The organism is Rhodococcus sp. AD45-ID (genome assembly GCF_003023755.1).
Taxonomy (GTDB): domain Bacteria; phylum Actinomycetota; class Actinomycetes; order Mycobacteriales; family Mycobacteriaceae; genus Rhodococcus_F; species Rhodococcus_F globerula.
The window spans coordinates 1,105,739-1,132,003 of record NZ_PYHL01000002.1 but is presented as its reverse complement, the minus strand read 5'-3'; the positions used below and the strand labels follow the sequence as shown (position 1 = coordinate 1,132,003).

The following is a 26,265-nucleotide window of genomic DNA, read 5'->3' as shown; positions in this document are numbered from 1 at the left end:
AGTTGCCTCGAACAGGCCGTCATCTGCCACCACGCTGTCTTCAGCTTGCCAATCGCTCACAAAACGACGCTACTAGAAGGTACCGACGCGTCGAAGTCCCAACTGGAAAGCACGGTCGGGCCGAATTGGATAGCGTGTCGCCATGAGCACTTCTGAGATCGCCACCGTTCTCGCGTGGCATGACGCACTCAACAGCCAAGACATCGACACGCTCCTGCAGTTGTCGAGCGACGATATCGAGGTGGGTGGAGCCGACGGGGCAACGCAAGGATTAGCAGCACTGAGCGAGTGGGCGTCGAACGCCGGTTTGACGCTTGTTCCCGGCAAGATGTACGTCCACCACGGAGTTGTCGTTGTCGAGCAGACTGCGACGTGGGCCGCAGAACCCGGCAAGACCGCCACCATTGCGTCGGCGTTCCGGGTGGTCGAGGACCAGGTCACGTCTACCTTCCGGCATCCCGATCTCGCGACGGCGCTGGCGGCAACGGATCTGTCCGAGGCGGACGCTCTCGCCGACAACTGAGCTTCGACATGCAAAAGCGCCCGTGCTCCGGCACGGGCGCTTTATCGGTTCGTGTGTGCGTTACTCAGCGTGTGCGCGGAGTGCAGCGACAACCTCGTTCGCGTGGTCATGCACAGCGACGTTGCCTGCGAGTTCGGCTGATCGCGCCAACCGTGCCCAACGGCGCAGCAACGCATCCGAACGCGGAATCGACAGATGGTGCTCGCGCACTGCGGCTATCCGCGAATGATCATTGGGCAGGAACATGTAGGTGCTCAGCCATACCCAGATGAGCTGAGCCTCGACCAGTCCTCGACCCAATTCGGCTTCGTCGGCAAGCGCCGGCCACAAGCCCACCACTTCCGAACGCCACGCGTCGACCATCGCCGACGCGCGTTCCTCGGTCAGGTCGACGTTGCACAGGCATCCCGGGAACGACACGAGTGCGTACGTGATGTCGAGAAGCGCGTCTCGGTATCCACCCCACTCGTAGTCGAGGAATCGAACACCTTCGCCGTTGACGATGATGTTGTCCGGACACAGATCGGACGGACTGAAGGCGCGGAATCGCCCACCGCTGAACAGATTCTGCGCGTGGTGAACCTGTTCGAGAATATTCGGATCGACAACAACACCCAGTGTGTCCGCCAACATCGACGGCACGTCGGTGATGACGCGCGCCACCTGATCAGCCACTTCGTCGGAACTGTGGACAACCTCGGCACGTCGAAGCAGGGCTGTGAAATCTTCTTCACGTCCTACGGTGGCGGCGTGCATGCGACCCATTGCCTGGGCCATTGCCATCAGGGTATTCGTGACGGTGTCTGCGTCGCTGTCCTGGAAAAGAACGCTGATCGCGGTGGCGTCACCGAGGTCGCTGAGCACGAGGAGCCTGGCGTCCAAGTCGTATGCCAGCAGTTCCGCGCCGGGACGGGCGTCCTTGGCCAATGCGTTGGCGAATTGGTACGACACGGCTTCACGCAGGAACGCGGTATCAGGATCGAACACGTGGATTGCCTCAGCGGGCGGGGTAACGCCGTTCTTGACACCCAGATAGGGATCACGGACCTGCTTGATCACCAATGTGCGAGGTAGGGAAAACGGGTTTTCGGCAACTCGAACGCGCAGCACGATGGTGCGTCCACTGCCACCCAGATCCGTGGGATCCACGAGGGTAACGGGTGCTCCGGTGCGGCGCGTGAGCAACTGCTCGGCAGCTGCCACGACTTCGGATACGGGGTCTGCCAGTAATACGGTCATCACTGATCAACTTACCCGTAAGTTACTGGAATCATGCGTCTTCGCTCTCTACTGTCAGCGCGCTTTCTCGTCGCCGATCAAACCTGAAATGCCTTTCAGCGCTGCAGCAAACTCTTCATCGGCTCGGGTCTTGAACCACAATACGAGTGTGCAAGCGGTGACAATTCCCAGCATGTTGACGGCGAGCTGAAGCGACGACAGCCCGGCGATACGCCATTCACCGTTAGCCGCAGCAACTACTGCGAAACCGGCCGCCGGGACTGTAGTCACTGATATGAACACGCCGACCAGTGCGGCGGATTTCGCCGATATCAAGGCCAACATGCCCGCAGAACCGGCCAGGAGGGCGACAACAAACGAGATCGGTCCCACTTTGTAGATGAAGTCGACTTGATGCAGTGATTCGAGGGTGGTGACGTCCATCCAGTCGAAGAACTTCACCACAAAGGTGGCGAGCAGAGTGATACCCATCGCCACCGGGAACGCGACGACCAACGCAAGAATCGAACGTCTACGTAGCTTTCGATCACGTCGAACCAGGGCAACCGAGAGCGCGGCCAGCGGGCCGAATTCCGGCCCCACAACCATCGCTCCGACGATGGTGACCGGTGAATCCGTGACTACACCGATTGCGGCCAGGAGGCAGGCGATAGTCAGGAAAGCGACAAACAATCCATTGAGAGTCGATTCCTCCCGAGTCCGGGACAACAGTTCTTCCCAGACCACAGTCTCGGCGCCGTCACCAGGTGCATCGTGTTCTGCTTTGCGTGCCGCGGCCGACAACACTGTCTCCACGGGAACCAGCGTCACCGCGCCGTGCTCGGGGATGCCGAGATCCTGCATCGCGACTATGACGTCGTTCGCAGACTCGCGGGCAACATCGGCCTGCACGACATCGCCGCGCGGATCGATGGCAATGCCACGCGACACCACAATGTGGGTAGCCCCGCATTCCGCCTCGAGCGCACCGAGAACTTCCTCGGTGCGCTCGGGCGGGCAGATCACCCTCAGGTGCAGCATGGCGATCTGGGGTCGGTCTACTTGCCGTCTGCGGTGTCGCCACCGGCAGCGTCAGCCTTCTTCTCCGGCTTCGCATCGACGCCGGATTCCTTACGCTGCTGCGCCGTGATCGGGGTAGGTGCGTCCGTCAGCGGATCGACACCGCCACCCGACTTCGGGAACGCGATGACCTCACGAATGGAATCCATGCCGGCGAGGAGCGCGGTGATGCGGTCCCAACCGAAGGCGATTCCGCCGTGCGGGGGTGCGCCGAAGGCAAAGGCGTCGAGCAGGAAGCCGAACTTGTCCTGCGCCTCTTCCTCGGAAATACCCATCACCTTGAACACTCGTTCCTGAATGTCCTTGCGGTGGATACGGATACTGCCGCCGCCGATTTCGTTGCCGTTGCAGACGATGTCGTAGGCGTAGGCGAGAGCGGTTCCGGGATCGGTGTCGAACGTGTCGAAGAACTCGGGCTTGGGCGAGGTGAACGCGTGGTGCACCGCGGTCCAAGCCGAGTGGCCGAGAGCAACGTCACCGGACGCGGTGGCGTCGGCGGCCGGCTCGAACATGGGAGCGTCGACGATCCAGACGAAGGCCCAGGCCTTGGGGTCGATGAGATCCTTCTTGCGGGCGATCTCGCCGCGGGCAGCACCGAGAAGCGCGCGCATCGGCTTGGTTGCACCCGCCGCGAAGAAGATGCAGTCACCTGGCTGTGCGCCGACGTGAGCGGCCAGACCCTCGCGCTCGGCGTCGGTGAGGTTCTTGGCAACCGGTCCGCCGAGCGTTCCGTCTTCGCCGACCAGCACGTAGGCAAGTCCCTTGGCGCCGCGCTGCTTGGCCCATTCCTGCCACGCGTCGAGCTGCTTACGCGGCTGGCTTGCGCCACCCGGCATGACAACAGCGCCGACGTACTCGGCCTGGAACACGCGGAACGTGGTGTCCTTGAAGAACTTCATGCACTCGACGAGTTCGATGTCGAAACGCAGGTCGGGCTTGTCGCTGCCGTAACGACGCATCGACTCGTTGTAGGTCATGCGCGCGATCGGCGTCTTGATCTCGTGGCCGACGAGCTTCCACAACGCGGTCAGGACTTCCTCGGCCAACAGCATGACGTCGTCCTGGTTGACGAACGCCATCTCGATGTCGAGCTGAGTGAACTCCGGCTGGCGATCGGCGCGGAAATCCTCATCGCGGTAGCAGCGCGCGATCTGGTAGTAGCGCTCGATGCCACCCACCATGAGGAGCTGCTTGAAGAGCTGGGGGCTCTGCGGCAGAGCGTAGAAGCTACCGGGCTGCAAACGCGCCGGAACCAGGAAGTCGCGGGCACCTTCAGGGGTGGAACGCGTGAGTGTCGGGGTCTCGACCTCGACGAACTGGTGGTGCGCGAGGACGCCACGCGCAGCGGCATTCACCTTGGAGCGCAAGCGAATTGCGTGTCCGGGTCCTTCACGACGCAGGTCGAGGTAGCGGTACTTCAGACGCGCTTCCTCGCCGACCTGATCGTCGAGCTGGAACGGCAGCGGAGCACTCTCGTTGAGCACCTCGAGCTCGGTGGCGTTGACCTCGATTGCGCCGGTGGGGATCTCGAAGTTCTGGTTTCCCTCGGGGCGGACCTCGACGACACCGGTCACGCGAACGCAGTATTCCGCGCGCAGACGGTGCGCCTGCTCGGCGACGTCACCTGCCCGGAAAACTACCTGCGAAACACCGGATGCATCACGGAGATCGATGAAGATCACTCCGCCGTGATCACGACGCCTGGCTACCCAACCGGTGAGCGTTACGGTCTGCCCTGCCTGCTCGGGTCGCAATGAACCGGCGAGATGTGTGCGCAGCACGGGATTCCTTTCGAACAACTTCAATAACCGACGACCGACTACTTTGCCTGCGATCCTACGGAGCGAACAGCCCAGACCGGAAACGCGCACCCGCCTCGCATGCGAAGCTATCCACCAGAAGTGACGGCAAGCACTTGTTCACGACAGCAGAAAGCGGACATAGATGACCTTCAACGAGGGGGCCCGCGGTGAAGCGGGACGCGTTCAGGTTCAAGGCGGCGGGGGCGGTAGCCGGGGCAGCAAGGTGGCAATCGGCGGCGGCGCCGGTGGCATCATCGTGCTCATTCTTGCCCTTCTGTTCGGCGGAGATCCCGGTTCGCCACTGGGAACGTCCACCGAAACATCGAGTTCCTCGAGCGAACTCAGTTCGGTCGACGACTGCACCGGTACCGATGCCAACAACGACGTGAACTGCCGCGTCACACTTACCGTCGGTAGCCTCGACGACGTCTGGGAAGAACAACTGATCAAACAAACTGGGACGGCGTACGTACGCCCGGCAGTGCGATTGTTCAGCGGATCGGTCAATACGGGTTGCGGTCAGGCAACCAGCGAAGTCGGTCCGTTCTACTGCCCGGCCGATCAGACCGCGTACTTCGACACAAGCTTCTTCCAATTGCTGGTCGACCGATTCGGATCAAGCGCCGGCCCCTTGGCGCAGGAGTACGTCGTTGCCCATGAATTCGGTCACCACATCCAGAATCAACTCGGGGATATCAGCCGCGCGCAGGCCGACCCGCAGGGCGCAGAGTCAGGCGCGGTGCGCACCGAACTGCAGGCAGACTGCTACGCCGGCGTGTGGGCACATTACGCCGACACCATCCCCGACGAAGCGACCGGCCAACCATTCCTGAAGACGCTGTCGCAGAACGATATCCGCGATGCACTGTCGGCCGCATCGTCGGTCGGCGATGACCGGATCCAACAGTCGACCAGCGGGCGAGTCAACCCCGAAGGCTGGACTCACGGTTCATCCCAACAGCGGCAGTTGTGGTTTGCAGCCGGATACAAGACCGGCCAGGTGTCTGCATGCGACACCTACTCGGCGCGTGATTTGAACAATCCCGCGGCGCTGAGCAAGTAGAGCTTGCCCAACAACCATCCCACCGACAAATTATTTTGTCTTGACAAGTAATTCTGTCGGTGGGATGGTTTTCTCATGTTGGAAGTCGCAGTCATCGACAAACCTGCTGCCGCGGAAGCGTCACTCGACCCGGTTCGGCAGCAAATCCTCGCCGCGCTTGTGAACCCGTCGTCGGCTGCTGCGCTGGCACCCCTCGTCGGACTGACCCGCCAAAAGGTCAACTACCACCTGCGAACCCTGGAAGAACACGGGCTCGTTCATCTCGTCGAAGAACGCAAACGCGGAAACATGACCGAACGAGTCATGCAGGCAAGTGCCGCGTCGTACGTCATCTCCCCCGCCGCGATGTCCGCGCTGGCTCCGGATCCACGGAAGTTCCCAGACCAACTCTCGGCGCGATGGCTCGTCGCGGTGGCAGCGCGGGTCGTCCGAGAGGTCGGCGAGTTGATCGCCGGAGCAACCGCCGCCGGAAAGCCCCTCGCTTCCTATGCCATCGACAGTGACATCACATTCGCGACAGCCTCCGACCGAGCGGACTTCGCCCGCGAACTCGGCGAGGCAGTCAACGGACTGGTTGCCAAATACCACGACGGCAACACCGCGACCGGCCGCCCGCACCGCCTCGTCGTAGCGCTTCACCCAAGCCTGAAACCGTCCACACACTCAACCGAATCGGAGAACTAGCCATGTCGAAGAAGTTCGAAATCCGCCGCGAAGTTGTTGTACCCGGAACCCAGGAGCAGATCTGGGCCGCCATCTCCGCCGAGACTGCCGGATGGATGTTCCCATCGCCTCTCGAGATTCCGGCCGACGGCTCGCGCCCCGACAGTCCCGTCATCGCTACCTGGGAACCGCCCACCGAACTCGGCATCCACATGGACGGCCCCGATGGCTGGTTCAATCACCTCGAATACCTCGTGGAAGCCCGCGACAACAGCACGGCCGTCGTGCGCTACGTCCATGCCGGCGTCTTTGCCGACGACTGGGACAACCAGTACGACGGGGCAAGCAAGCACACAGACTTCTACCTCCACAGCCTTGGCCAGTACGTGCGCTACTTCGCCGGGCAGAGCGCCACCTACGTGAGCGCCGAAGGTCCGGAAGCATCCGGCACACCCGCAGCGATGGCAACTCTGCGCAGCGCACTCGGAATCGGATCCGACACCGCCGTCGACGACACCGTGACTTTCGACGTTCCCGTCATCGGCACGATCACTGCTGTGGTCGACTACCTCAACGACTGGTTTGTCGGACTGCGTACCGACGACGCGCTACTTCGGTTCTACGGCCGAAATGCCTTCGGCGGCAATGTCGATGTGGCACACCACCTGTTTGCAGCCGGCGCTGACGGCGAAGCAGCCAGCGCAGGCTGGAAAGGCTGGTTGGACGGCGTCTATGCCTAAGCGCGATATGCAGAGAAGCGCCCTGTGGTCTGCTGTCGAAACCGAGCGCACCGCTCTGCTCGGTGAGCTTGTCAGCCTGAATCAGGCACAGTGGAATCAGCAGTCGTTGTGCGGGCGGTGGACTGTCGAGGACGTCGTCGCGCATCTCACAGCGGCTGCGAGCGTCGGTGCACTTCGTTGGCTTGTCAGTGTCCTGGGCACACGGTTCGACTTCGACCTACACAACGACCGGCGCCTCGCCGAGTACCGAGGCGCGACCCCGGACGAGACCCTCGATCGGTTCCGACGGGTGATCACCAGCAGAACCTCGGCGCCAGGGCCCACTGTGGCGTGGCTCGGCGAGGTGGTAGTCCACGCCCAGGACATCCGGCGTCCGCTCGGTCTCTCGTACATTCCAGCCGTCGAGACGCTCACCGAAGTTGCTCGTTTCTACGCTCGACGGGACTTCACTGTGCCCAGTCGCAGCACGATCAAAGGTCTTCGCGTCGAAGCGACCGACGGGCCATTCTCGACTGGAGACGGTCCACTCGTCAGCGGCACGACCTTGGCTCTCACCATGGCCATGGCTGGTCGGCGCGTGTACTGCGACGATCTCACCGGGCCCGGTGCTGCGACGATGCGAGAGCGTTGCACAACCTGACGGCCCTCCAGCAATTCCTGGGCGGGTCAGATTCCGGTCTGTGCGGTCACCCGTCCCGTGTCGATCGCTGTCATAAGTGCGGCATGATCACGAGCATTTCGTTTGGTGTACGCCGCTGCAAACTCACTGATCGCGAGATCGAATTCCGTTCCCTCGCCAAGATATTCGGCAATCGCAATGCGGTCGCCCGAACGAGCGTGTGCATAGGCCAGAACCCGCGCGCATAAGCGGCCGTACGCTTCCATGCCTTCGGGTTTCATGCCTTCGATCACCGCTGAGCCCTTGCCGTCGCGAAGTTGACGGATGTAGAAGTCATGCTCGAGCTCGTCCGGACCTGGCCCTCGCTCCCAACCGAGAAAGATATCGCTGCTGGCCTGCATCAGCCGCTGACCATTCACCACCCGCTCCCCCTCATTGCGGAATATCGGGCCGTTCACATAGCCGGACAACACCGACGGCAACGCCTGCTTCACCTGCAGGATCAGTGGATCATCGGCGTCGCGTCCCTTCATCAAGATCATCCAGGCTCTCGTGCCGACACTGCCGACGCCGACCACCTTGCGCGCGATGTGCATCATCTCGAAGCTCTGTAGCAGCACGCGGCGATCCCACTGAAGGGTGCTGCGGTACGAACGAATTCGTCCGTGGAGCACCTCCTCGACATCCTCGAGATCCCGCCCGTCGTATAGCTCCTCGACCGGCACGATCAACGGTGGATCACTGATGAATCGCCTTCTGCCATCGACAATCTCGGTGAATTTCGACGCGGCTTGAACGCTGTCCCGTCGGCGTGCCTTATCGAGAGTGGAACGCGCCCGTTCAAGCATTCGTTTCTTGATCTGAATACTCAGTTCTTCGAGGCCGTCCTCTGGTTCGATGTGCGAATACCACACCGCAAGGTTTCCCAATTCCGCCTGGCGAATCATCGTTTCCCGATATTCGGCGGCACAACCAACAGTTATCTTCCTTCGTTCCTTACCCGAATAGCCGTTGTCCTTACCCGCTATCGCCAAACTCGCAGCCAAGCGTTTGACGTCCCATTCGAATGGACCTGGGTAGGTCTCGTCGAAATCGTTGATATCGAATGCAAGTTTGCGCTCCGGCGTGGCGTAGACCCCGAAATTACTCAGATGCGCATCTCCGCACAGTTGGGTATTCATGTCGGAATTGCGATTGCGTGAAAGGTCGTCGCACATAACCAGGGCCGCGCCACGAAAGAACGAGAAACGCGACGCAGACATGCGGCCGTAACGAATCGGCACCAATTCAGGCACCCGCGCTTCGGCCTGAGATTCCAGGAGTGAAATCGGGTCGCGGTCGCTGTCGGCAAGTTCGGCCAGCATCGCGAGCGGCGTATCTCGGCGAGCCTGCCGACCATCTTCCCTCCGCTCGTCAACGGTGGGGTGCTGCGCAGGAACTGCCTTGTCAGCTGGCGCAACCTTGTCAACCGGTACTGCAGTCATCTGCCCGACCTTTCAGTCCTCGGTGGGCCTGCGGAGTCGACGGCCCTTGCTACGGCTGCGAGGCGTCGGACGTCGCGTCCCCACCTGATCCGCGTGCTGCGCGGGCCAGCAATTGGGGACTCGACACCAACGCCTTGCGCCATGGAAGTACCCCGTCGATCTCAATCTGAATCGACAGGCTCAGAACGGTTCGAATCAAGACGATCATTCCGAGTACTGCAGCATCTGTCAGAGAAGGCGACGACGTCACGGTTTTGACTAGATCTGCGGCAACCAGAATCTCCAGTCCGAGAAGAATGACGGCGCCGAGGGTTTCGCGGAGAGTCTTGAACGCGGCACTACCGTTGCGAGTACGGAACCACGACCGGCCGGCAATGCCAAAGGCGAATACAAACCCGAAAACCATCGCGACAACACCGAGTACTTCGAACAATTCGGTGACCCACTCGAAGAACTTCACGGTGTCCATGGTGTTGATTCTCGAGGTATATCGCTCAGAAGTCGAGCAAGCGCGCCGGTTCTCTCCAACCCACCACCAGATCGTGTGCTGTAATTGGCCGGTGACGACTTTCGTACAGCTCTGGTGGCCGCATTCACTGCGGCCTTGAACTGTGCACTTTCCGGCCGCCTCGCGCGCGGCCGACGATCGTTGCCTACATCTATCCCGGTTGACGCAGTGAGGTGCCCCCTACTGTGAGGACCACACATGACCTTTGAAAATGACAACCGCGTCGACGGGATCGGCAAGATGCTGATCAGTTCTCGTTCGCTTGCCGAATACCAGGCGATGTTCGCCCTCACCGACGATGACCTGTCCGTGCGAATCCTCGACTGCCCCAGCGGCGCCGCGGATTTCACCAGTGCGGTGAGCAACCTCGGCGGCAACGTAACTGCATGCGATGCAGCCTATTTCGGAAACAGCCCCGACAATCTCGCTACTATTGCCACATCGGAGACGGAGCGAGGCAATCGATATGTCCGCGCACACGCAGAAGAGTACGAGTGGACTTTCTTCGCTGATCCCGATGAACACCAACATGTCAGGCAGCACGCCGCCCACCAGTTCGCAGCTCATATTCGCCAACACCCCGGTCACTACATCCCAGGTCGGTTGCCCGCACTGCCTTTCCCTGACGACGCCTTCGATCTGGTACTCAGCTCTCATCTGTTGTTCAGCTACGCCGACAGCCTCGACCACGCCTTCCACCTCGACGCGATTACCGAATTGATGCGCGTCACCTCAGGAGAGCTGCGCATCTTTCCGTTGGTGGCGATTGGATCGGCGGAGCCGTACTCACAACTTGTCGAGCTGCTGTCCGAACTGCGAGCTCGCGGCATCGCCGGCCGTAACGTCGAGGTCGACTACGAATTCCAAAAAGGCGCCAACCACATGCTGGTATGCCATCACGAATCGTGATCCGGCACAATATATCTGGTACTTACATCAATTTTCTCGGCCTGGTCGACAGAGGCTTCAGCGCGAATTTCGATTGACGCGCGAATTCCTGGAGATCCCGTACGATCTGTCAGTGACCAATACAACTCCCGAAAAGTCGGGTTTCTGGAGCCGCCCCACCCTGTGGAAGCTGCTGTTGATAGTCGTCGTCTATCTAGCTTTCTACCTCGCAGTTGGACAGGTGATCTCGCGCGTTTTCTCCGATCAGATCGATAGCGACAACGTGGTCGCAAGCGCCTCGAGCATCATTTTCGGCCTCGCATTGCCTATCGCGATCGGTGCTGTCGCGCTGCTGATATTCATAGTGAAGCTGGGCTGGCTACGCAGTATTTTCGGCCCGCAACCTATACGTGGCCGCGGCTGGATGTGGATCGGACCGATTCTCGTAGCCGCCGCCATTGCAGCGCACCTGACCGGAACCGACTGGAGCGCGTGGTCAGCCGGCGAGATCATCTCGCTACTTGCCCTCGGGGTGTGCGTTGGCATTGCCGAGGAACTCCTCACCCGCGGTATTGCGGTGAAAATGTTGCGTGACGCCGGCCATGGCGAACGCTTCGTCGCGGTCGTGTCGTCGCTGCTGTTCGCGCTGATGCACACGGTCAACTTCATCTCCGGGATGGAAGTGTCAACCGTTCTGGCGACCGTCGTCTACACGTTCGGTTTCGGGATGTGCATGTATCTGACTATGCGCGTGACGGGCACAATCTGGGCCGCGATCGTGTTGCATGGCCTCACCGACCCCACAACGATCCTCTCGACGGGCGGACTCGACACCTCCGTGACTGGAGCCAGCGGCGCCACCGTCGTCGCCACGTTCATCACAATCCTGCTGGTCCTCTTCGCCGTCGTCGCTATCTTCTTCGTCCGAGGGCGAGTCAGCCAAGAACAGCCCGCGAACGCGACAAGCTGACAGCTCCTCGTTTCGCCGATCCTGAATGTGGTGAAGCCGCCGGACACCGTAAGGTGCCGGCGGCTTCGTCATATTCGGGAAGGAGGGCGACCATTCGGCGCCACCCGTACTCGTAGCGGTGAAACTACCTCCCTCAGCCGAAGATTCGCTCGATGTCATCGAGGCGTAACTGAACGCGCGCGGAGAGTAACCAGAACCCCAGAGGTTGTCACCTGACGCCTGGACGAATGAGGACAGCGAACCAGGCCGAATTCTGTTGCGAATACAACACACGTCATCCACAACACACGTCGTCGTCGTATTCTGATTCTGTTGCAGCACCGTCTTCACTGCATGATGGTTTTTGCCTTCAGCGCCCGGAACTCGTCCTCGTTGATCGCGCCGGCATCGAGAAGGCCCTTGGCGGCTGTGATCTGATCAGCCGAAGATTGTCCAGCGACCTCGCGCACGTACGCGCCTTGTGCCTGCATCTGCTTTTGCGCTGCGGCAATCGAGCGCTGAGTCATACCGTCATTCCGGACGATCACATAGATCATCGCCGACAGGAAGGGCACGACAAAGAGGAAAACGATCCAGATCGCCTTGAACCAGCCTGACATCTCATGATCTCGGAACAGATCCGTGATGATCGAGAACAACACGCTCAAGTAGGCGACAAATGCGAGACAGACAAACATGAACCAGAAAAACTCCCAGAAGCCTTCCATTTTCGCCAACTCCGTACTGTCGGTGTTTCCGGATAGGAAGTCAGGTCACGACCTATGACGTCCTACTTGTGAATCAACTGTTGCCACTGCGCCGGTAACCGCCCGTTAGCCGACCGGCACTCGGCATCTCCCGAAATGCATTATCTCCGTTGGTAATACGTACCGAGAATTCGTACCGATAATACGTACCACAGATGAATGACAGAGGTACTACATAGCGGGTACTACATAGCGATCTCGGACGCAGCGCGGGCAATGTCACTTCGCGCCGCCTTTTCAACGAGGAGCGGGACGAATGCTCGTATCCGTCCTCTTTTGAATCGTGCGTGAATCATCCGCACGCTTCGTTCGATATCTGCGGGTGAGACGGTCGGATAGCGGGTGATCAGCCGTGCAATCACCTGTTCGACCTGGAGCAACTCTTCGTCGCCGGTCATCGGCTAATCGTCTGTCCGGAAGCCCGCTGCCGTCAAGACTCGAAATAGATTCGAAAGCATCACGATTCGGGATTCGATCAAGCCAGGAATAACTTTGCCAATCACGGGGCATACACAAGCAAAGGGTGTGTTTGATCAAGAACGTCCTGCGTGGAAGCACTGTCCGGAATATGGGTGTCGAGGAGCGAGCGTGGGAAAGAAGTCGAAGCACAAGAAACACAAGAACTCTGAGCTCGAAGCTCCCCGAGTTGCCGGCGTGGAACCCTCCTCAGCCGTGACAGAAAAGCCGATGAAGTACAAGGAATACCGCCGTGATCTCAAGCCTGTTCACGCAGAACTCGTCGCATTGCAGGAGTGGGTCAAATCCTCCGGCGCCAAGGTCTGCATCGTGTTCGAGGGCCGTGACACTGCAGGAAAAGGTGGGGTGATCAAAGCGATCACCGAGCGAGTGAGCCCTCGTGTCTTCCGCGTTGTTGCCCTCCCGGCCCCGACTGAACGGGAAAAATCCCAGATGTACATCCAACGGTATGTGCCGCATCTACCCGCAGCCGGCGAGATAGTCATCTTCGATCGCAGTTGGTACAACCGTGCCGGAGTCGAACGGGTCATGGGCTACTGCACCAACGAGCAAGCACACGAATTCCTCCAGCTCATCCCGACAGTCGAACGCGCAATTGTGGAATCCGGGGTAATTCTGTTGAAGTACTGGCTCGAGGTGAGTGAGGAACAGCAAATGCTGCGCCTGCAGAGCCGGATCGACGACCCGCGGAAAATCTGGAAGTTGTCGGGCCTCGATCTGAAGTCGTACAGCCATTGGTACGACTATTCACGGGCCCGCGACGAGATGTTCCGCTATACCGACACCGGATGGGCGCCTTGGTATGTCGCGGTCAACGACGACAAGAAGCGCGGCCGGCTCAACATCATCAGCCACATCCTGAGTCAGATTCCGTACGAACCTTTGGAACATCCCGATATCAAACTGCCACACCGACAACGCCCCGACGGATACAAGACACCCCAGCAACCGCTGCACTGGATTCCTACCCCCTACTGAAAATCCTGCCCAGGGAAAGGACGTGCGGCACATGAGCCCCACGGAAGCCGCGCCGCAGAATCGAGCGCACACAGACCCGGCCGAGAACACGCCCTGGCATGCCCAGAGTGCCGAATCCGTCCTCGCAGCACTGACTTCTGATCAGGAGTCGGGACTGAGTGCCGAGGACGTGGTGGACCGTCGACGTCAGCACGGGCCCAACGAAATTGCGTCGACGCCACCACCCTCGATGTGGTCGATAGCGCTGGCGCAGTTGAGGGACCCGATGAATCTGATGCTTGTCGCGGTAGCTGTGGTCAGCATCGTCATCGGCGAAATCCCCACGGCCATCGTCGTTGCGGTACTCGTCGTACTCAACATCGTGCTCGGCACCCGGCAGGAGGTGAAGGCCCGCGCCAGCGTGGACGCACTGGCGAAGATGCAGACGCCCCAAGCACGGGTAATCCGCGATGGGACTCTGATCCAGCTCGACGCTACTGAGTTGGTGCCTGGCGATATCGTCGAACTCGAAGCGGGCGATATCGTCGCCGCCGACGGACGCCTTCTCACCTCCACCACCTTGGAAACTCAAGAAGCAGCGTTGACCGGTGAAAGCGCACCCATCCCGAAGGATCCGAAGACGCTGGGCAGCACAGACATTCCCCTGGGTGACCGAAGCAACCTGGTGTTCCAGAACACCTCGGTCACCCGCGGTACCGCCACCATGGTGGTCACCGAAACCGGGATGCACACCCAGATAGGGCAGATCGCGTCGATGTTGTCGGCAGTTGCACCCGGCAAATCGCCGTTGCAACGCGAACTCGACTCGCTCACCAAACTACTCGGGATCATCGCGTGGGGCGCAGTGACAATCATCGTGGTTATCGGCGTGATCCGTGGCCAAGATCTGACAACGCTTCTCCTGCTGGGTATTGCCATGGGAGTTTCCGCAATCCCGACCGGCCTTCCCACTTTCGTCCAGGCCATGTTGGCGTATGGAGCTCGTCAGCTGGCCGACGCGAAGGCCGTCGTGAAAAACCTCACCGACGTCGAGACACTCGGCGCGACGAGCGCCATCAACTCGGATAAGACCGGCACACTGACGATGAATCAGATGACCGTACGGTCGTTGTACGTCCACGGCCGGTGGTACATCGTCGAGGGCGAGGGTTACGCCAAGAGCGGCAGAATCACGCAGGTCGCGGGTGAGGCGCCGCCGGACTTCACGCTGCTTGCCTACGGTCTGTGCCTGGACAGCGACGCCACAGTCTCCGATGCCGGCGAAGTTGTGGGCGACCCCACCGAGGCAGCGCTTGTTGTTCTCGCGGCAAAGATCGGCGTCGACGCCCCACTCACCAGAAAGACGTACCCGCGGGTCGCGACGGTTCCCTTCGACTCGGCATACAAGTTCATGGCGACGTTCCATCATCTCCAGGTGGACGGCGGCAACCAATTTGTGGAACTGGTCAAGGGCGGTCCGGACGTGGTCCTGGCTCGGTGCGGGGCAGCGTTCCTGCCCGGCCGCCGACCTGTACCGATCGACGAGGTCCGCGAAGAACTGACTGCCGCGAACCGGGCTATGTCCGAGAAGGGTCTCCGGGTGCTGGCGTTTGCCGTTCGACGACTCGACGGGCAGGAATCAGCCGTTGGGGCTGACCCCATGTCGTTTGTCGAGGACCTCACGTTTGTCGGCATGGCCGGCATCATCGATCCCCTTCGCGCGGAAGCGATCGAGTCGGTGCGCACTGCCCACACGGCGGGCATCCATGTCCGCATGATCACCGGCGATCACGCGATCACCGCGTCGGCGATCGGAGCCGAACTCGGACTGGGACCAGGGGCGATCGGCGGCGGCGAACTTCAAGCCATGACCGACGAGGAGCTGTCGGACGCAATGCCGAACCTGCATGTCTTCGGCCGCGTCACCCCGCAGGACAAACTGCGTCTGGTCGACATCATGCAGAAAAACGGTGCGGTTGTCGCGATGACGGGTGATGCCGTCAACGACGCCGCCGCACTGAAGAAAGCCGACATCGGCGTCGCCATGGGGTCAGGCAGCGAAGTGACAAAACAGGCGGGCAAGATGGTGCTCACCGACGACAACTTCGGGACCCTCATCACCGCAATCAGCTTGGGACGCAATATCTACGGCAAGATCGTGTCCTACATTCGCTACCAGATGTCGAAATTGTTCTCGCTGGTTCTGCTCTTCCTGGCCGCGAGCATCTTCAATATCAACGAAGGTGTTGCGCTCACCCCGCTGATGGTGCTGTTCCAGCACTTCTTCATCACCCTGTTCCCCGTTGCGGTCATCATGCTCGACCCGCCGCCGCCGGACCTGATGAAGAAACCACCCCGTGACCCCAAGACGCCGATAGCCAACCGACGGGCGGTCATACAGTGGCTGGCTTACGGCATCCTGCAGTTTGCCGTCACACTTGCCGCAATGCTGCTCGCCCCAGGCGAGATGAGTACCACCGAGGCAAATATTCCCATGACCATGGCGTTTGTGGTGCTGTCGTTGGGCTCCATCTTCGCCGGACTGACCATGCGCCGCGATCCGGAATCCGGCCTCATTCCACCGGTGCTCGGCGCGCTCAAGATCTTGGCTATCCCGACCGTCGTCACGGTCTTCGCCGTCGAGGCCGGAGTACTCCAGGATCTCCTCATGACCACCTCATTGACGGGTAGCCAGTGGCTCGCCTGCCTCGGGTGGTCGCTGATCATTCCGATCGTCGTGGAGTTGGACAAGGCATTCCGACGCCGACGCCTCCTGAAGTCGCACACCATTGTCTCCCCCACCGCTGCGGTAGCCCCACAGCGCGCTCACGCGCAATGATGCACACTCGTCGTACCCACTCCGGGCGACCGATTCAACGGATTTCTGAGCTTTGTGGCTGCGACGGGAAGGAATCGCGATATGTCGTGGACAAAGGGGCTGGGTCGGCTGCCTGGGATCGCAACGGCCCGGGGGTATCACCGCGAATGGCTGCGTACGGACATCACCGCCGGACTTGTCCTCACAGCCCTGCTGATACCCGCGGGCATGGGGTATGCCGAAGCTGCTGGCCTCCCGGCATACGCCGGCCTGTACGCCACCATCGTGCCGCTCCTCGCGTACGCACTCGTCGGGCCGTCGAAAATCCTTGTCCTGGGGCCAGACTCGTCGCTCGCGCCACTTATCGCCGCCGCGATCCTGCCACTGGCGATCGTCGGCGATGAAGACAACGCACTTGCCCTGGCCGGCGTCCTGGCCATCCTCGTCGGGCTCATCCTCCTGATCGGGGGGTTCCTGCGCCTCGGTTTTGTCACCGAACTGCTCTCGAAACCCATCCGACTCGGCTACCTCAATGCCATTGCGCTAGTCGTTGTTATCGGTCAGATTCCCAAACTGCTGGGGTTCTCCGTTGACGCGTCCGGTCTGCTCGGCGAAATAGGTGAGATCGGAAAGTCCGTGGCAGGCGGGGATATCGACCCCGTTGCTGCCGCGGTCGGAATCGGGTCGCTTGCTGTCATCGTCGCGTTCCGACTCTGGGTCCCCGTTGTCCCCGGAGTCCTGGTGGCCGTCGTCGGCGCAATCATTTTGTCCGCCGCGGCCGGCCTCACGGATGACATCGGAATGGTCGGTGCTCTCCCTGAAGGTCTCCCTCTGCCCTCCGTAGGAGGCGTCAGCTGGCAGGACGTAGGACACCTGATCGGACCTGCGGCCGGTATCGCTCTGATCGCATTTGCCGACACCGGCGTTCTCTCCCGGACCTTTGCCGCCCGGCACGGTGAAGACGTGAACGGCAGCACCGAAATGAAGGCAATCGGCGTCGCCAATGTGGCAGGTGGACTGTTCGGCGGGTTCCCCATCTCGGCGAGCGGCTCACGAACACCTGTAGCCGAACAAAGCGGCGCCCATACACAATTGGCAGGTGTTGTCGGCGCGCTCGCCGTGCTGGTCTTTGTCCTCGTCGCCCCAGGCCTCACCGCGTACCTACCCGATGCAACACTCGCAGCCGTGGTCATCGTCGCGGCCTGCGCGCTGATCGACGTGGGTGGAATGGTCCGGATGTGGCGCATGAGCACCGTGGAGTTCGGCCTCGCTGTCGCAGCCTTCCTCGGCGTTGCACTTGTCGGAGTACTCCAGGGCATTCTCGTGGCGATCGGCCTGTCGTTTGTCGCGGTGGTAGCGCAAGTCTGGCAGCCACATCGCACCGAACTCGTGGAGATCGCACACCTACAGGGATTTCACGACGTCGAACGACATCCAGATGGACAGCGCATTCCCGGCCTGGTGCTGGTGCGCTTCGACGCTCCCCTCTTCTTCGCAAACGGTGAGATCTTCGACGAGTACGTACGCTCCGTAGTCGCCGATGCGCCGGCGCCCGTCGAATGGGTAGTCATTGCAGCAGAGCCGATTACCGGCCTCGACACCACCGCAGTCGACGAGTTGGTCGACCTCGACACCTACCTCGAAGGCAAAGGGATCCGGCTGGCGTTTGCCGAGATGAAGGGGCCGATCAAAGACAAACTCATCAGATTCGGCGTCGGCGACCGATTCGACGCGACGCATTTCTTCCCGACCATCGAAGCTGCCGTCAACGAATTCCGCAGCCGAAGTGGGAACTCCAACCACTCGACCGACCACTGATCCCGGGAGCGCGAGACATGGATTCTTTCTGGACGGTCTTCTGGCTCAGCGTCATCTCTCTCGCGCTGCTGTCTTACCTGGTACTGCTGTTCGAGATCAGCGCCGATCTGTTCCGTGACCGTCAGACATCGGGGTGGATGCGCGCACTCTGGGTGTGTTTCTTACTCCTCGTCCCCTTTGTGTCGGGACTGGTGTACGTGATCGTGAAAAGTGACGGCATGGCCGAGCGATCCCGAATCGCGAGCGGAGCACCCCGGAGTTGACGGGGTTCGTCAGACCTTCTTGACGACGCTCGACTTCAGCTGCATCGGGCCGATACCGTCGACCTTACAGTCGATGTCGTGATCACCGATCCCCTTGACCAGACGGATGTTTCGCACCTTCGTGCCGGATTTGATTCCGGTGGGGCTGCCCTTGACCTTGAGTGTCTTGATGACCGTCACGGTGTCACCGTCGGTGAGTACGTTTCCGACGGCGTCCTTGATGACGCCATCTTCTTCGGCGGCCGAGTCTTCCGTCGACCACTCGTGTGCACATTCGGGGCACACCATGAGCGCACCCATCTCGTAGGTGAACTCACTGGAACATTCAGGGCACGGCGGCAAGGTGTCTTCCACCCGATCAGCCTATCCGCCGCCCCGTCTGTCCGACTTTTGCACTTCATAACCAGCGATTGGGAAATATTTTGCACTCGATGAAAGTTTGCACTCTGTGCAATTATTGAAGGCATGGGTAGCGAAACACTAGGGCTTCGAGAACGTAAGCGAATTGCGACACGCGAACTGATCGAACGCACCGCCGTCGAACTCGTGCTGGAACTGGGTTACGACGAAGTGACCGTGGAACGAATCTGCGAAGCCTGCGATCTGTCCACCCGCACATTCTTCAACTACTTCCCTACCAAGGACGCCGCGATTGGCGGAATCGCGATAGTCGTCCCGCCCACAGAGGTGATCTCCGAACTACTCGACGCCCACCCGAATGACCCACTCCACGGAGCGCTGGCCGTCTTCGCCGAAGCGATGAAGATCATGGACGAACGACCCGATCTCCTCGTCCACCGACGCCAATTGTTCGAGCGACACCCGACCTTGCTCCAACAGCATCTGGCCACGTTCCACGAACTCGAGGACACGCTCACCCGGATGCTCACGGAGGAACTACTCGAACGACCAACCCATGGTCGACTACCCGCCGATATGGCGGCGGCCGATGAGGCCACCGCCACCGTGATCATCGCCGGAGCCTCGATGCGATACGTGTTTCGTGCCTGGCAGAAAAGCGAAAGAGATCGTCCGCGAGCCGAACTCGTGGATCCCGCATTGACGTTGATGGCCCACATCCTGCGGTCCGCCCACTAGCTCGTCTACCGCTCTCGTCACCAAGGAGCCCTATGTCCACTCGAGAAGCTGCACCCACAAGCGCAGACGAACCCGACACCACGTCGGACAAAAGATCCATCATCCTGGTGTTCGTCGGCCTGATGATCACGATGCTTCTGGCATCCCTCGACCAGATGATCTTCAGCACGGCGTTGCCCACCATCGTCGGCGAACTGAACGGCGTCAACCACATGGTGTGGGTGACAACGGCATACATCCTGGCGTCGACGATCATGATGCCGGTCTACGGAAAAATGGGCGATCTGATCGGCCGCAAAGGGCTGTTCATCGGTGCGATCAGCATTTTCATCGTCGGTTCTGTGATCGGCGGTTTGTCCCACGACATGACCACGCTCATCGCCGGCCGCGCAGTTCAGGGACTCGGCGGCGGCGGTCTTATTCTGCTGTCGCAGGCCATCATCGCCGACGTCGTTCCGGCCCGGCAGCGCGGCCGCTACATGGGCGCGATGGGCGGCGTTTTTGCCCTCGCGTCGGTTGCGGGCCCACTCCTGGGCGGTTGGTTCACCGAAGGCATCGGTTGGCGGTGGGCGTTCTGGATCAACGTCCCGTTGGGTCTGCTCGCGATAGCCAGTGCCTCGGCCTTCCTGCATCTACCCAAGCCCAAGCTTGGCAAGCCGTCCATCGACTACCCCGGCATGATCCTGGTTGCAACCTCGGCAACCTGCTTGATCCTGTTCACGACATGGGGCGGCAACACCTACGACTGGGATTCGGCCGTCATCATCGGGCTGATCATCGGCAGCATCGTCAGCGCAATTGCCTTTGTCATGGTCGAGCGACGAGCAACCGAACCGGTCATTCCCATGCATCTGTTCTCGGAGCGCAACTTCGTACTGACCACCACCGCCGGACTGATCATCGGCATCGCAATGTTCGGCGCTCTCGCCTACCTTCCTACGTACATTCAGATGGTGACCGGCAAGAACGCCACCGAAGCCGGCCTGATGATGATTCCGATGATGGCGGGACTGCTGGTGTCCTCGATCGGTTCCGGGCAGATCGTCAGCAAGACCGGGCGCTACAAGGCCTTTCCGATCGTCGGCACGTCCATCGTCGCCGTCTCTTTGGTCTTACTTTCCAGGCTGACTCCGTCGACCTCACTTGTCGTGTTCGGAATCTATATCGCGATCATGGGTGTCGGTCTCGGTCTGGTCATGCAAATCCTGATCCTGATCGTTCAAAACACCTTCCCCGCAGCCGAAGTCGGCACCGCAACAGCGTCGAACAACTTCTTTCGCCAGATCGGCGCCTCATTGGGTAGCGCGATCGTCGGCAGCCTCTTCGCATCCCGGTTGTCGAATCTGCTCGCGGAGCGGTTGCCAGCCGGCGGCGGCGGTGTCGGCGGTGAAGAGAACTCGTTGACTCCGGGAATCCTCTGGAAATTGCCGGATCAAATCCGCGAAATCATCGTAGGCGCCTACAACGACGCGCTCGCCCCGATCTTCATGTACCTCGTTCCGCTGGTAGTCGCAGCGGTGATCCTCCTGCTCTTCGTCAAGGAGAAGCCGCTGGCCACCACTATCGACCGCTCGGCCGCGCCGATCGAGTAGAAACCGATTGTTCGCTATTGTGGCGTGATGTCAGCAGACAAGAATCCGACCAGATCCACGTTTGTGGTTCTGGTCGGATTCTGCGCTGTGCTGGCAATTGTCATCGCCGGCGGATTCTGGTGGGTCACGCGTAGCAACGACGCGCTTGCCGGCGAGACACTCGACGCCTTCCCCACCCTCGACCGCAGCACACTCAGTCAGTCACAGAGTGAACTACTGGCGACACTCGAGAAGGAATGGGAATCCGGTGCACCCGGCACCACGTATGCCGAAGGTGTCGAAGAATCCTGGTGCGCTGACTTCGTCAGTTGGAATATGAACAAAATCGGCATGCCGTATTCGAACCCCAATTCCGGTTCGTGGCGAATCCCCGGCGTCTACACACTGCAGGAGTACTACGAATCCGTCGGAACATTTGTGCCGCTCGGTCAGGACTATCGACTGAAGACCGGCGACACGATTCTGTACGACGATTCCAGCCCCTTCGGGCAGCACGTCAACATCGTGCTCCGCAATGACGCCGGCATTGTCACCACCGTCGGCGGCAACGAGAACAATTCAGTGATGCTTCACCGGTTCAACCCTGATGATGTCGCCGGCATCGTGGGGTTCGGGTCGTTCTGACGGCCAACTCCCTTCTCGTAGATGTTGCGATGTGAGTGGAGGGTTGGTGACATGGTCAGTTTCTGGTGTGCGTTGGGTCGATCGAACTTCGGAAATTTATTCGGTAAATTACCTGTTTCCGTCGCCCACTGACTATTTGCCTTTGCGAATGAAACTTTCCGCCAAAGGGAATTCGCCAATCTGATCTAGCTGAACCTGGCCGCTCTTCCCACAAAACGGAATGGCTGGCAGATGCTCTGCCAACCCTTCCGACGATGTGACTGCAAGCGAGACGACTCCCCTGACTCGGAGCTACTACGCGCTGTCTACACCTGGAGATTCACGTCCGCTTGGATCACGAAGCACGTGAGACTGCGGTGCTCAGCGCGTTGGTGATTCGGTCCGCTCCCCACGGCAGCGAAATCGGGGACGGAAATCCAAGGGCATTCGGCACTCCGGAGTTGCGGGCAATCGACACAACCGAACCGCGCTGGACTGCAGACAGATTACGCCACTGCTCGTTGTCGCGCATGTAGTCGATGTCCCCCGCTGGTGAGATGACAACCGCGATGTCGGTGTCGAGTTGGGCGACATACTCGTAGCTGATCACTCCTCGCCCGTCAGCATCGGTCGGCACTGTCTGCGCCCAGTCGGTCAGTTGGAAACCCAAGTCATTCATGAGCATTCCGATACCGCGATCCTCACCGGCGAGGATGTACAGCTGCCCGTTCAGATCTCCGATCACCGCGTTGAAATTCACGCCCTCGAATTCTGGGTGCGCTGCGCGGACGGCAGCCAGGTCGGCTTCGGCCGATCCGACGGCGGCCTGCGCTTCATCCTCTCGACCGAGTGCTTTGCCGATCTTGCGCGTCGAGTCCTGCCACGGTTCCACGTTTGCCTGTTCATCGAAATGCACGACCGGGGCAATGCTCGAAAGCTGCTCATAGGCACGCTCATTGAGACTCCATTGCCCCGTGGCAACGATGACGTCAGGATCAAGGGCCACAATTTGTTCGACGTACGACTGCGGGTCACCCTCGAACAGCAGTGTCGGAATCTCCTTGTCACCGGCGGACAACAGCGCGTCGACGCCACCACCGGGGTTCGGCGGCAACACCTGATACCCCATGTCGGCCAATGCATCGACCTGCCAAGGCCACGCCCCGACGCCGTTTGTCGAGACGAGAATGTTCGTATCGGTGGGCAGTGCAATGGGTGCGACACCCATCGAGATCACCATGTCCGCGTCCTGCGGCGACAACGGGAGCACCCGCTCGGCGCCGAGTGGTACCTGGGCTTCACCGAATTTGCCGGTGACGGTGACTGTTTCCCCCTCGGCAGTGTCGAGGGAGTTCCCGCCGCACGAGGTCAGGAGAAGTGCGAGGGCAACAAATGCGGCGGAGAGTGCGCGCTTCACAGCGGGTGTCCATTCGGTCCGCCGGGATTACCCGGGACGGTGCACGTGGCCATAGCGCGATGCGCCAGGAAACAAAGACTGTCGTTACTCAATTTCCACTGCCCGTCGATCCAATACCATTTGAGGGTCGCTTGTCCCGGCGCAGAGCCGGGCAACGAGGTCACGAGCTGGGCGCGCGCCACCTCGTCGGTCACCGTGACCGGGTCGGTGAGATCCCAGCGGTAGATTCCGGCCGCGATGTTCAAGGCGCTTCCCACAGCGCGCACGGTGGGCACGCCGGCCGCGCCGCCTTCGAGTGCGGAGGCGACGTCCGCGTCACTTGTCGCCGAGTTGAGGCCGCGCTGCAGTTGACTGTTCAGTTCGGCGATGTCCGGCGTCGACGGCCCTTCGGGTGCCGATGCAACCGCCGGCGCGGCACTCGCCGCCGGAGCGCTGGCCGAGGCAGGTGCTGCGCCCGCTGCCGGGGCGCTGACCGCCGCCGACGCTGCAGGTGCGGGGGCGGCCGCCGGCGCCGGAACCTGAGGTTCGAGCACCGTGACGCCGTCGTTGGCCGCAGCGGCGGTCGAGCCCGCGGTGCCAGCCCCCGCCGGAGAAGCCATGGTCACGACCACTTGACGTTCCTGGTCGCCGAGGTTCATACCAAACAGAACGAGTCCGGGGATCGCAATCCCCACAACCATTGCCGCACACGTGGACACCGCGACTGTCGGCCAATGAACGCCGCGGCGCGGCGCGGCGGTTTGTGGATGGCGACCGACGTCCTCGTCTCTCGACTCATCGAGGTCGTAGTCCGTCTGAATGCTCATCGCGTCGTCTCCGTTAGGCGCTCGGGTCTTCCTGATGGCCCAATTCGTTGAGGCCGTTGCGTGGTGAGTGGGTTCTCACCATCACGTCAGGATTTAGGTTAGCGTAGGCTAACATTCGCATAACGGTCGACCGTACACAGGCCCGTAACCAAGGGGTTGAGCGATCCCCTGCGAACACTCAATTCACAGATTCAGCCGCCGTTCGGCGGGGTGCCCATCGACCCTGCCGGCGCTCCCCCGCCGCCCATGCCGGAAGCTTCCTGCTGCGTAACACTGTTGGCATAGTCATTGGTGGGGTCTCGGTAGATGGTGTGGATGTGACCCCAACCCGCGGTTGTGTATCCCGCGACGTCAGCGCCGGCCGATCCCTGCTGATTAGCGAAATCTCGCGCTGCGTAACTACTACGGGCGGTGCGGGTTCCGCGAGGTTGGTCGACGCGATTTCGACGCAGACTCGTTGAGCGTCACATTGTTCGAACGAACACTCGGATAACGAACTTCGACCGCTCGACGCGTATGTCTGCAGCGCGTAAGGCCGCAGACTTCGCACGGTTGGCGAAGAACGGAACTTCCGTCAGTAGCTCCGATGACTGCGCAAGTTGCGCAGCGGTACTCAATCACGAATTCGGCTGTCACTGAATGGGTTTTTCGATCTGTTCACGAAGGATATCGGCGTGACCTGCGTGCCGGGCGAACTCTTGGGTCATGGCAAGCAGTGTCCATCGCATGCTGACTTTTCCCTCGCGCGGGTTGTCCACGTTGTCGTCAAGGTCGAAACGGGACACGATCACCCGTGATCGTTGGCTGGCGCGCTCGAATTCCGCAATGACATCTGCCAGCGACTCGTCGTCGGCGACAGCGAAGGTGCCCTCGTCGCGACGCGAGTATCCATCACATTCGGATTCATCGAGTCCTGCCCAAATCCGTTGAAACCAGATCCGTTCCGCGGCAGCGGCATGCTTGATCAACGAGATCGGTGTCGTCAGCGAGGCGACGAGCCGTCGGCGGGAGTCAGCTTCAGACAGGCCTCGTACGGCCTCGATCAATGCCTCACGGCTTTGGTCGAGCATGTTCTCGATGATCGAACGCTCCGTGCCGATAGTACTTGTGTTGATGGACATAAGATTTCACTCGATTCTGTTGTAGGGTTGGTCAAGCCAAGACACCCTGTGCCAGTCAAAGTGAGTAATGGAACGCAGCGATCCGCTCGCTGTCAGGGAGTACGCGCTCGAGAGTTCCGCCAGAATGGCCAGCGCCAGTACCGCAGCCCAGGATGCTTGTGAACTGCTGCCAAAGCGCAGCTTATCGCACAGGTGCGATTCGGGAAAGGAAATTGACCCGAACGCTGCCGGGATCTGATCGGACGCCTTCCGTGTGCGCACCCACCTAGGCTAAGGATGTCTTGACAGCCTGTTCCGTGAAACAACCTCGAACAGGTGCAGCGAAGGTAGCACTGGCGGGGCTGCCGAAAATCTATCGCAGGGAAGGGATTCGGAGCCTGGACAGGCAAGCGCTTCGTCGAGTTGTCTCAACTGTCCGACGATGCGCCAGATGTTCAGATACTGAGGGCGGACATGATCTCGCCGAATGCACCTTCACGCCCCGGCAAGATGACCTTCTGAAACAGCGTCAGCACGCACTCGTCGATGCCGTCGGTCGCGGACAAACTCTTGCGCGACACCTCAATTGCACGAAGTCCACGCGCACGCACGTACCGAGCCAGCTCGATTCCGTCGCGCCGCGCTGCTGCCTTACGACCTGACGAATGTTCGAACCGATAGTGACGCCCAGCGACCGCAACTTCGCAGAGTTTGTTCCTGCGCCGCATCCCATGACGCTTCTCGTCCGTAACGCTCACAGCGGTACCGTCCGGGAATCGTAAGGTCGCGGGCGTACTCTTGGTCAGCGCGGGGCCGAATCGATCGATCCGTTCGGCCAGCGTCTCCCGCTTCAACCTGCCGAAATGCGCGTTGAACTCGTCGCCTGCGGCTGGAAAGAGTTCGGCGCGCACTATTCCGGCAGGATCGAATATCGCGACGGACGAGAGGTCCGCCGCGATACGCACAGACCATCCTGTCTCGGTGGGACTCTTCCAATTCATGATCCGCAGTA

General features: G+C 60.6%; 26 protein-coding genes and 1 pseudogene. 14 read left to right on the top strand and 13 right to left on the bottom strand.

Features of this window, described 5'->3' with window-relative positions:
* Window positions 1-142 precede the first annotated feature (142 nt).
* Window positions 143-523, top strand: coding sequence for a nuclear transport factor 2 family protein (locus tag C7T36_RS21515; RefSeq protein ID WP_033236181.1), 381 nt, complete (start codon window positions 143-145; stop codon window positions 521-523).
* Window positions 524-583: 60 nt separating this feature from the next.
* Here the strand turns inward: C7T36_RS21515 and C7T36_RS21510 are convergent, their stop codons facing one another.
* From C7T36_RS21510 to aspS, 3 genes are read right to left on the bottom strand one after another with little or no spacing between them, the layout of a single operon-like run.
* A complete protein-coding gene (locus tag C7T36_RS21510) occupies window positions 584-1,762 on the bottom strand; it encodes a kinase (protein WP_033236180.1) in 1,179 nt (392 codons plus the stop codon).
* Window positions 1,763-1,816: 54 nt separating this feature from the next.
* The gene (locus C7T36_RS21505) at window positions 1,817-2,782 is read right to left on the bottom strand and encodes a DUF389 domain-containing protein (protein WP_033236179.1); all 966 of its coding nucleotides are present in this window, start codon (window positions 2,780-2,782) and stop codon (window positions 1,817-1,819) included.
* 17 nt (window positions 2,783-2,799) lie between these two features.
* Window positions 2,800-4,602 (bottom strand): aspartate--tRNA ligase, encoded by a 1,803-nt coding sequence (gene aspS / locus C7T36_RS21500; RefSeq protein WP_033236178.1) that lies wholly within the window; start codon window positions 4,600-4,602, stop codon window positions 2,800-2,802.
* Window positions 4,603-4,765: 163 nt separating this feature from the next.
* On the opposite strand from aspS, the gene C7T36_RS21495 reads away from it, so the two are divergent.
* From C7T36_RS21495 to C7T36_RS21480, 4 genes are all read left to right on the top strand, one after another.
* Window positions 4,766-5,686 (top strand): neutral zinc metallopeptidase, encoded by a 921-nt coding sequence (locus tag C7T36_RS21495; protein WP_045067575.1) that lies wholly within the window; start codon window positions 4,766-4,768, stop codon window positions 5,684-5,686.
* A 75-nt stretch (window positions 5,687-5,761) separates the two neighbouring features.
* Window positions 5,762-6,370: a helix-turn-helix domain-containing protein gene (locus C7T36_RS21490; RefSeq protein WP_045067574.1), complete on the top strand. Its 609-nt coding sequence runs from the start codon at window positions 5,762-5,764 to the stop codon at window positions 6,368-6,370.
* Window positions 6,371-6,372: 2 nt separating this feature from the next.
* Window positions 6,373-7,089: an ATPase gene (locus C7T36_RS21485; RefSeq protein ID WP_045067573.1), complete on the top strand. Its 717-nt coding sequence runs from the start codon at window positions 6,373-6,375 to the stop codon at window positions 7,087-7,089.
* The gene (locus C7T36_RS21480) at window positions 7,082-7,729 is read left to right on the top strand and encodes a maleylpyruvate isomerase family mycothiol-dependent enzyme (protein ID WP_045067571.1); all 648 of its coding nucleotides are present in this window, start codon (window positions 7,082-7,084) and stop codon (window positions 7,727-7,729) included. The genes C7T36_RS21485 and C7T36_RS21480 overlap by 8 nt, the downstream gene beginning before the upstream one ends.
* Window positions 7,730-7,755: 26 nt before the next feature.
* Here the strand turns inward: C7T36_RS21480 and C7T36_RS21475 are convergent, their stop codons facing one another.
* On the bottom strand, window positions 7,756-9,192 hold the full coding sequence (locus tag C7T36_RS21475; RefSeq protein WP_045067570.1) for a DUF2252 domain-containing protein: 1,437 nt from the start codon (window positions 9,190-9,192) through the stop codon (window positions 7,756-7,758).
* Window positions 9,193-9,241: 49 nt separating this feature from the next.
* Window positions 9,242-9,661, bottom strand: coding sequence for a DUF1622 domain-containing protein (locus C7T36_RS21470; protein WP_033236173.1), 420 nt, complete (start codon window positions 9,659-9,661; stop codon window positions 9,242-9,244).
* A 237-nt stretch (window positions 9,662-9,898) separates the two neighbouring features.
* Here C7T36_RS21470 and C7T36_RS21465 point away from each other — a divergent pair, with 237 nt between their 5' ends.
* Window positions 9,899-10,609: a hypothetical protein gene (locus tag C7T36_RS21465; RefSeq protein WP_033236172.1), complete on the top strand. Its 711-nt coding sequence runs from the start codon at window positions 9,899-9,901 to the stop codon at window positions 10,607-10,609.
* A 112-nt stretch (window positions 10,610-10,721) separates the two neighbouring features.
* Window positions 10,722-11,558 (top strand): CPBP family intramembrane glutamic endopeptidase, encoded by an 837-nt coding sequence (locus C7T36_RS21460; RefSeq protein ID WP_033236259.1) that lies wholly within the window; start codon window positions 10,722-10,724, stop codon window positions 11,556-11,558.
* 326 nt (window positions 11,559-11,884) lie between these two features.
* Here the strand turns inward: C7T36_RS21460 and C7T36_RS21455 are convergent, their stop codons facing one another.
* Window positions 11,885-12,265 carry an SHOCT domain-containing protein gene (locus C7T36_RS21455; protein ID WP_033236171.1) on the bottom strand — a complete coding sequence of 127 codons (381 nt, stop codon included), beginning with the start codon at window positions 12,263-12,265 and terminating at the stop codon, window positions 11,885-11,887.
* Between the two features lie 224 nt (window positions 12,266-12,489).
* Window positions 12,490-12,702 carry a three-helix bundle dimerization domain-containing protein gene (locus tag C7T36_RS21450; RefSeq protein WP_033236170.1) on the bottom strand — a complete coding sequence of 71 codons (213 nt, stop codon included), beginning with the start codon at window positions 12,700-12,702 and terminating at the stop codon, window positions 12,490-12,492.
* A 190-nt stretch (window positions 12,703-12,892) separates the two neighbouring features.
* Between C7T36_RS21450 and ppk2 the strand changes: the two genes are divergently transcribed.
* The 4 genes from ppk2 to C7T36_RS21430 all read left to right on the top strand — a co-directional run bounded on the left by ppk2 (window position 12,893) and on the right by C7T36_RS21430 (window position 18,637).
* Window positions 12,893-13,759 carry a polyphosphate kinase 2 gene (ppk2, locus tag C7T36_RS21445; protein ID WP_033236169.1) on the top strand — a complete coding sequence of 289 codons (867 nt, stop codon included), beginning with the start codon at window positions 12,893-12,895 and terminating at the stop codon, window positions 13,757-13,759.
* A 31-nt stretch (window positions 13,760-13,790) separates the two neighbouring features.
* Window positions 13,791-16,577: a cation-transporting P-type ATPase gene (locus C7T36_RS21440; protein WP_045067568.1), complete on the top strand. Its 2,787-nt coding sequence runs from the start codon at window positions 13,791-13,793 to the stop codon at window positions 16,575-16,577.
* Window positions 16,578-16,658: 81 nt separating this feature from the next.
* The gene (locus C7T36_RS21435) at window positions 16,659-18,374 is read left to right on the top strand and encodes a SulP family inorganic anion transporter (RefSeq protein ID WP_045067567.1); all 1,716 of its coding nucleotides are present in this window, start codon (window positions 16,659-16,661) and stop codon (window positions 18,372-18,374) included.
* Between the two features lie 17 nt (window positions 18,375-18,391).
* The gene (locus C7T36_RS21430) at window positions 18,392-18,637 is read left to right on the top strand and encodes a hypothetical protein (RefSeq protein WP_045067565.1); all 246 of its coding nucleotides are present in this window, start codon (window positions 18,392-18,394) and stop codon (window positions 18,635-18,637) included.
* 9 nt (window positions 18,638-18,646) lie between these two features.
* Here the strand turns inward: C7T36_RS21430 and C7T36_RS21425 are convergent, their stop codons facing one another.
* Window positions 18,647-18,991, bottom strand: a complete 345-nt coding sequence (locus tag C7T36_RS21425) for a zinc ribbon domain-containing protein YjdM (RefSeq protein WP_045067564.1) — start codon at window positions 18,989-18,991, stop codon at window positions 18,647-18,649.
* 111 nt (window positions 18,992-19,102) lie between these two features.
* Between C7T36_RS21425 and C7T36_RS21420 the strand changes: the two genes are divergently transcribed.
* Genes C7T36_RS21420 through C7T36_RS21410 form a run of 3 tightly spaced genes read left to right on the top strand, consistent with a single transcriptional unit; the run spans window position 19,103 to window position 21,951 of the window.
* The gene (locus C7T36_RS21420; RefSeq protein ID WP_033236164.1) at window positions 19,103-19,735 is read left to right on the top strand and encodes a TetR/AcrR family transcriptional regulator; all 633 of its coding nucleotides are present in this window, start codon (window positions 19,103-19,105) and stop codon (window positions 19,733-19,735) included.
* 32 nt (window positions 19,736-19,767) lie between these two features.
* Window positions 19,768-21,327 carry an MDR family MFS transporter gene (locus tag C7T36_RS21415; RefSeq protein WP_033236163.1) on the top strand — a complete coding sequence of 520 codons (1,560 nt, stop codon included), beginning with the start codon at window positions 19,768-19,770 and terminating at the stop codon, window positions 21,325-21,327.
* A 27-nt stretch (window positions 21,328-21,354) separates the two neighbouring features.
* Window positions 21,355-21,951, top strand: a complete 597-nt coding sequence (locus C7T36_RS21410; RefSeq protein ID WP_106939785.1) for a CHAP domain-containing protein — start codon at window positions 21,355-21,357, stop codon at window positions 21,949-21,951.
* Window positions 21,952-22,285: 334 nt separating this feature from the next.
* Here C7T36_RS21410 and C7T36_RS21405 read toward each other — a convergent pair whose 3' ends face one another.
* From C7T36_RS21405 to C7T36_RS21380, 5 genes and pseudogenes are all read right to left on the bottom strand, one after another.
* Window positions 22,286-23,347, bottom strand: a complete 1,062-nt coding sequence (locus C7T36_RS21405) for an ABC transporter substrate-binding protein (protein WP_045067563.1) — start codon at window positions 23,345-23,347, stop codon at window positions 22,286-22,288.
* Window positions 23,344-24,153 carry a hypothetical protein gene (locus C7T36_RS30225; protein WP_045067562.1) on the bottom strand — a complete coding sequence of 270 codons (810 nt, stop codon included), beginning with the start codon at window positions 24,151-24,153 and terminating at the stop codon, window positions 23,344-23,346. Before C7T36_RS30225 ends, C7T36_RS21405 begins: the two co-directional genes overlap by 4 nt.
* 191 nt (window positions 24,154-24,344) lie before the next feature.
* Window positions 24,345-24,539, bottom strand: a pseudogene (locus C7T36_RS30620) (hypothetical protein); the annotation flags it as partial.
* A gap of 246 nt (window positions 24,540-24,785) precedes the next feature.
* Window positions 24,786-25,274, bottom strand: a complete 489-nt coding sequence (locus C7T36_RS21385) for a DinB family protein (protein WP_033236159.1) — start codon at window positions 25,272-25,274, stop codon at window positions 24,786-24,788.
* Window positions 25,275-25,708: 434 nt separating this feature from the next.
* Window positions 25,709-26,254 (bottom strand): hypothetical protein, encoded by a 546-nt coding sequence (locus tag C7T36_RS21380; RefSeq protein WP_045067561.1) that lies wholly within the window; start codon window positions 26,252-26,254, stop codon window positions 25,709-25,711.
* Window positions 26,255-26,265: the final 11 nt, after the last annotated feature.

Coding starts and splice junctions, on each gene's coding strand:
- C7T36_RS21515 (WP_033236181.1), top strand. CDS start 143: ATGAGCACTTCTGAGATCGCCACCGTTCTCGCGTGGCATGACGCACTC.
- C7T36_RS21420 (WP_033236164.1), top strand. CDS start 19,103: ATGGGTAGCGAAACACTAGGGCTTCGAGAACGTAAGCGAATTGCGACA.
- C7T36_RS21510 (WP_033236180.1), bottom strand. CDS start 1,762: ATGACCGTATTACTGGCAGACCCCGTATCCGAAGTCGTGGCAGCTGCC.
- C7T36_RS21450 (WP_033236170.1), bottom strand. CDS start 12,702: ATGACCGGCGACGAAGAGTTGCTCCAGGTCGAACAGGTGATTGCACGG.
- C7T36_RS21490 (WP_045067574.1), top strand. CDS start 5,762: ATGTTGGAAGTCGCAGTCATCGACAAACCTGCTGCCGCGGAAGCGTCA.
- C7T36_RS21415 (WP_033236163.1), top strand. CDS start 19,768: ATGTCCACTCGAGAAGCTGCACCCACAAGCGCAGACGAACCCGACACC.
- C7T36_RS21470 (WP_033236173.1), bottom strand. CDS start 9,661: ATGGACACCGTGAAGTTCTTCGAGTGGGTCACCGAATTGTTCGAAGTA.
- C7T36_RS21385 (WP_033236159.1), bottom strand. CDS start 25,274: ATGTCCATCAACACAAGTACTATCGGCACGGAGCGTTCGATCATCGAG.
- C7T36_RS21485 (WP_045067573.1), top strand. CDS start 6,373: ATGTCGAAGAAGTTCGAAATCCGCCGCGAAGTTGTTGTACCCGGAACC.
- C7T36_RS21440 (WP_045067568.1), top strand. CDS start 13,791: ATGAGCCCCACGGAAGCCGCGCCGCAGAATCGAGCGCACACAGACCCG.
- C7T36_RS21505 (WP_033236179.1), bottom strand. CDS start 2,782: ATGCTGCACCTGAGGGTGATCTGCCCGCCCGAGCGCACCGAGGAAGTT.
- C7T36_RS21475 (WP_045067570.1), bottom strand. CDS start 9,192: ATGACTGCAGTACCGGTTGACAAGGTTGCGCCAGCTGACAAGGCAGTT.
- C7T36_RS21410 (WP_106939785.1), top strand. CDS start 21,355: ATGTCAGCAGACAAGAATCCGACCAGATCCACGTTTGTGGTTCTGGTC.
- C7T36_RS21380 (WP_045067561.1), bottom strand. CDS start 26,254: ATGAATTGGAAGAGTCCCACCGAGACAGGATGGTCTGTGCGTATCGCG.
- C7T36_RS21430 (WP_045067565.1), top strand. CDS start 18,392: ATGGATTCTTTCTGGACGGTCTTCTGGCTCAGCGTCATCTCTCTCGCG.
- C7T36_RS21435 (WP_045067567.1), top strand. CDS start 16,659: ATGTCGTGGACAAAGGGGCTGGGTCGGCTGCCTGGGATCGCAACGGCC.
- C7T36_RS21465 (WP_033236172.1), top strand. CDS start 9,899: ATGACCTTTGAAAATGACAACCGCGTCGACGGGATCGGCAAGATGCTG.
- C7T36_RS21455 (WP_033236171.1), bottom strand. CDS start 12,265: ATGGAAGGCTTCTGGGAGTTTTTCTGGTTCATGTTTGTCTGTCTCGCA.
- C7T36_RS21480 (WP_045067571.1), top strand. CDS start 7,082: ATGCCTAAGCGCGATATGCAGAGAAGCGCCCTGTGGTCTGCTGTCGAA.
- C7T36_RS30225 (WP_045067562.1), bottom strand. CDS start 24,153: ATGAGCATTCAGACGGACTACGACCTCGATGAGTCGAGAGACGAGGAC.
- C7T36_RS21495 (WP_045067575.1), top strand. CDS start 4,766: ATGACCTTCAACGAGGGGGCCCGCGGTGAAGCGGGACGCGTTCAGGTT.